Origin of the sequence: Pseudomonas edaphica, assembly GCF_005863185.1 — a bacterium.
GTDB lineage: Bacteria > Pseudomonadota > Gammaproteobacteria > Pseudomonadales > Pseudomonadaceae > Aquipseudomonas > Aquipseudomonas edaphica.
In genome coordinates this window covers 1-669 of the sequence record NZ_VBVZ01001110.1, presented here as the reverse complement: position 1 = coordinate 669, position 669 = coordinate 1, and the positions used below count along the sequence as shown (strand labels likewise).

Genomic DNA, 669 nt, shown 5'->3' with positions numbered 1-669 from the left:
AGCTCACCGTGGCGAGGGGGCTTGCGCTAATGCCAGTCAGTTAAGGCATAGCCGGTAATTGTGGCGAGGGAGCTTGCTCCCGTTGGACTGCGTAGCAGTCCCATTTTTGGGGCCGCTTCGCGCCCCAGCGGGAGCAAGCTCCCTCGCCACAGAAGCCGGGGTTTCCAACAGCCATTTCCGCCAATAAAAGAGGGGAGTGTGAATCGAGCATCACGCCTATCACCGCGTACCTTAGTCGAGAATACAAGCGCCAGTTTGGCGAGCCGCCTAGAAAGAACGTTGTGAACATCAAGACCGCCAGGCAGTAGCCGCCCCAAAAACCAGAAAACCCGCCAAAGCGGGTTTCCTTACAGCTCACATCACCTCAACTCACAGCAGGCACATCAAAACCGCGCCGCTCCATCACCGTAAACACATCCGACACGTCCTGGATCATGATCCGCGCGGTATTGGCGACGGTATTAACGTCATGCTCGGCGTAGTCGGACACATTGGAACAGGCCATCAGGTGCAGGTAGGCGAGGGCAGCATTGAGACGCTCGCTGGCGCAGGCATGGAGCTCGCTGAGCGGGGCGTCGCTGTCGATGAGCAGGACAGGGTATTCGGTTGCGGTTTGGGACATGGTGGTGAAGCGGCGGGGCGGGTGTTGAGTAGTCATGGTAATAGTCC

1 protein-coding gene is annotated in these 669 nt (G+C 58.4%); it reads right to left on the bottom strand.

From position 1 onward, the window contains the following. Positions 1-364: 364 nt before the first annotated feature. Entirely contained in the window at positions 365-658 is a 294-nt protein-coding gene (locus FEM54_RS33550) for a fructose-bisphosphate aldolase (protein ID WP_138454399.1), read from the bottom strand. Between the last annotated feature and the right edge of the window lie 11 nt (positions 659-669).